The sequence below is a fragment of the Candidatus Collinsella stercoripullorum genome, assembly GCF_027669965.1.
GTDB classification, from domain to species: Bacteria; Actinomycetota; Coriobacteriia; order Coriobacteriales; family Coriobacteriaceae; genus Collinsella; species Collinsella stercoripullorum.
The window spans coordinates 1-3899 of sequence record NZ_JAQECM010000083.1; the positions used below are offsets into that span (position 1 = coordinate 1).

Annotated in this window: 3 protein-coding genes; all 3 read left to right on the forward strand. The window is 72.3% G+C overall.

From position 1 onward, the window contains the following. The first annotated feature begins 157 nt into the window (after window positions 1-157). Window positions 158-1282 carry an undecaprenyldiphospho-muramoylpentapeptide beta-N-acetylglucosaminyltransferase gene (gene murG / locus PHA29_RS10295; RefSeq protein WP_270849542.1) on the forward strand — a complete coding sequence of 375 codons (1125 nt, stop codon included), beginning with the start codon at window positions 158-160 and terminating at the stop codon, window positions 1280-1282. A 156-nt stretch (window positions 1283-1438) separates the two neighbouring features. Continuing rightward, window positions 1439-2866: a UDP-N-acetylmuramate--L-alanine ligase gene (murC, locus tag PHA29_RS10300; protein ID WP_270405874.1), complete on the forward strand. Its 1428-nt coding sequence runs from the start codon at window positions 1439-1441 to the stop codon at window positions 2864-2866. A 3-nt stretch (window positions 2867-2869) separates the two neighbouring features. Further along, window positions 2870-3781 carry a UDP-N-acetylmuramate dehydrogenase gene (murB, locus tag PHA29_RS10305; protein ID WP_270405873.1) on the forward strand — a complete coding sequence of 304 codons (912 nt, stop codon included), beginning with the start codon at window positions 2870-2872 and terminating at the stop codon, window positions 3779-3781. Window positions 3782-3899 lie beyond the last annotated feature (118 nt).

The following is a 3899-nucleotide window of genomic DNA, read 5'->3' on the forward strand; positions in this document are numbered from 1 at the left end:
CGCGCGGGCTCCGCGCCGCTCGCGGGCGGGCGGGGCCGCGGCGAGGGGTACGGCCGCGTGGACCTCGGGCAGGACGCCGCCGACCGCCTGCGGGAGCGGGGTCCGCGCACGCGCCGCGACGCCTACCGCGGCGACTGGGAAGGAAGAAGGGACCGTTATGACCGATAGGATTTCCGTCGCGATCGCCGCCGGCGGCACCGCCGGGCACGTGAACCCGGCCCTGGCGCTCGCCGAGGAGCTGCGCGGGCGCGGGCACGAGGTCCGCTTCTTCGGCGAGACGCGCCGCCTGGAGGGCACCCTCGTGCCGCAGGCGGGCTTCGAGTTCTTCCCGGTCCACGTGACGGGCTTCGACCGGTCGCGCCCCTGGACGCTTCTCACGGCGCTCGCGCACCTGGCGCGCGAGGAGCGCCGCCTGGTCCGCGCGTTCCAGCAGGACCCGGCGCTGCGCCCCGACGTCGCCATCGGCTTCGGCGCCTATGTCGAGTTGCCGCTCATGCGGGCGGCCGCCAGGCTCGGCATCCCGGTGGCCCTGCACGAGCAGAACTCGGTCCCGGGCCTCGCCAACAAGGAGTCGGCGAAGAGCGCCGCGCTCATCGCCATCGCCCAGCCGAGCGTCCGCGCCGTCTTCGAGCGGCACGGCGGCCCTCGGACGAGGATCGTGCAGACGGGCAACCCCGTCCGCCGCTCGGTGCTCGCCGGCGACCGGGCGCGCGGCCGCGCGGCGCTCGGCGTGCCCGAGGACGCCGTCGTCCTGCTGGTGTTCGGCGGGTCGCTCGGCGCGCACCACATCAACGAGCGCATGGCCGCCCTGAAGGACAGCCTGCTCGCGATCCCGGACGTCTGCGTCGTGCACTCCACCGGCAAGGACGACTTCGAGGCGACCCGGGACGCCCTCGCGCTCGCGGACGGGGAGTCCGCGCGCTACCGCGTGCAGCCCTACATCGACGATATGGGCGACATGCTCGCAGCCTCCGACCTCGTCCTGTCCCGCTCCGGCGCCTCCTCCATCGCCGAGATCGCCGCGCTCGCCGTCCCCTCGGTGCTCGTGCCCTACCCGCTCGCCACGGCGGACCACCAGACCACCAACGCCCGCTTCCTCGTGGACGCGGGCGCCGCGGTCATGTTCGCGGACGCCGACATCGACGGCGCCGCCTTCTCGGACGAGCTCGCCGCCCTGCTCGCCGATCCGGGCCGCCGCGCGTCCATGCGCGCGGCCGCGCAGGGCCTGGGCCAGGACCGCGCCGCCGCCCTGCTCGCCGACGAGCTCTCCGCCCTCGTCTAGAGGAGGCGCCCCCTGCGCCCCCTATCCCTGCCGTAGAGGGATTGCGCTGATGGACCGGTCTGCTCCCGCCGACGGCGCTTTTGCGCTAGAGTAGACCATCGACTGCATGCCGGCCGCGCGCCGGCATCGACCAATCCGTCAGGGGAGACCACAGCCATGGCACAGGTACCTACGACCGGCTCGGACGCGCCCGCCTTCAAGAGCGCCCACTTCATCGGCATCGGCGGCGCCGGCATGAGCGCGATCGCGCTCATCATGCACGAGCGCGGCTACGACATCACCGGTTCCGACCTCAAGACCTCGCGCTACATCCGGCAGCTCACGCGTGCCGGCATCGACGTGCGCGTCGGGCACGACGCGAGGACCGTCGACGAGCTCCGCCCCGACGTCGTGGTGGTCTCGACGGCCATCCCCGACACCAACCCCGAGGTCGTCCGCGCCCGCGAGCTGGGCATCCCCGTCTGGCCCCGCGCGCGGATGCTGTCGGTGCTCTCGAGCGGGCACGTGACCGTGGGCGTCGCCGGCACGCACGGCAAGACGACCACGTCCTCCATGTGCGCCACCATGCTCGACCGCATGGGGCTCGACCCGAGCTTCCTGATCGGCGGCATCGTCGAGGGCTACGACACCAACGGCCGCAACGGCTCCGGCGAGTTCTTCGTGTCCGAGGCCGACGAGTCCGACCGCTCCTTCCTGCACCTCGACCCCGATGTCGTGGTCGTCACGAACGTCGAGGCCGACCACCTCGACCACTACTCGGGCCTCGAGGAGATCGAGCGGACCTTCGTCCAGTTCATGGGCCTCGTCGGCGAGCAGGGCACCGTCATCGTGTGCGGCGAGTCCCCCCGCCTGGTGGAGCTCGCCCGCTCCACGGGCCGCACCGTGGTCACCTACGGTTTCGACGAGGGCAACGACGTCGTGTGCGTCCCCGCGGGCGGCCGCGGCCTCGCGATGTCCTTCACCGTCGCGCTGCCCGACGGCGCGGTGCGCGAGGTGACCATCACCTCGAACCCCGGCCGCCACAACATGCTGAACGCCTCCGCGGCCCTGACGGTCGCTTGGGCGCTCGGCCAGGACACCGAGGCCGCCGCCCGCGCCCTCTCGACCTTCCAGGGCGTCCGGCGCCGCTTCACCCATGTGGGCGACGTGCGCGGCGTGACGCTCGTGGACGACTACGGCCACCATCCCACCGAGATCGCGGCGACCCTCTCCGCGGCGAGCGGCCTGGACTTCGACCGGGTCGTCGTCGTGTTCCAGCCGCACCGCTACAGCCGCCTGCAGGCGCTCGCCGACGACTTCGCCGACGCCTTCGCCCAGGCGGACGTCCTCGTGCTCGTCGACGTGTTCTCCGCCGGCGAGATGCCGATCCCCGGCGTCACGAGCAAGATGCTCGCCGACCTGGTCGCCGAGCGCCATCCCGGCAAGCCGGTGTACTACGCCCCCGACCGCCCGTCCCTCATGGCGCTGCTCGACGAGCAGGCGCGCGAGGGCGACCTGCTGATCACCATGGGCGCCGGCGACATCACCCAGGTGGGTCCCGACTACCTGGAGCACGTCGCCGAGGCGCAGAAGGGCGTCCGATAGCCGATGGGCCTGTTCAACGCGGTGATGTCGCTCTCGGGCGCCATCGACACCGATGTCATAGAGGACGAGCGCCTGGCGCGCCACACGAGCTACCGCATCGGCGGGCGGGCGTCGCTGTACCTCGCATGCCACAGCTACCATGCGCTGCGGCGCGCCGTCGAGGTGCTGACGCGCGAGCAGGTGCCCTGGGTCATCCTGGGAAAGGGCTCCAACCTGCTCGTCTCCGACGCCGGGTACGACGGCGCGGTGATCACCCTCGGGCGCGAGTTCCAGCGCTCGGTGCTCGCCGAGGACGGGCGCACGATCACGGTGGGCGCGGGTGTGATCCTGGCCCGGCTGGTCAACGACGCCATGACCCGCGGCCTGTCCGGGCTCGAGTTCGCCGTGGGCATCCCGGGGACGCTCGGGGGAGCCGTCTCCATGAACGCGGGGACGCGCGACACCTGGATCGGCTCGCTCGTCGAGCACGTGGTCACCTACCGTCCCGGCGAGGGCATGCGCCACTACGACCATGACGACGTGTACTGGGCGTACCGCGAGACGGGCATCCCGCGCAACGAGATCATCCTCGAGGCCACCTTGCGCCTCGAGCCCGGCGAGAAGGCCGACATCCGCGCCGCCATGGAGCGCTATCTCGTGCGCCGGCGCCGCACGCAGCCCGTCGGCTCGGCGTGCTGCGGGTCGGTGTTCCGCAACCCTCCCGGCCGAAGTGTGGGCGCTATGGTCGAGGAATGCGGATTGAAGGGTTTTTCCGTCGGAGGGGCGGAGGTGTCTTGCGTACACGGTAACTTTATTGTGAACAACGGCACCGCGACCGCGTCGGACGTGCTCGCGGTCATCCACCATGTGTACGACAGGGTAAAGGAAGCGTATGGCGTCGAGCTCCAGCCGGAAGTCAAATTCCTCGGCTTCTAACGGGAAGCCGACCTTCCGCCGCTCCACCGGGGCCGCTCCGCGCCCCCGCGCCGCCTCCCCGTCGGGCGCCCCCCGCGGCAGGTCCGCCGCCCCCGCGGCCCCCGCGGCGCGCAAGCCC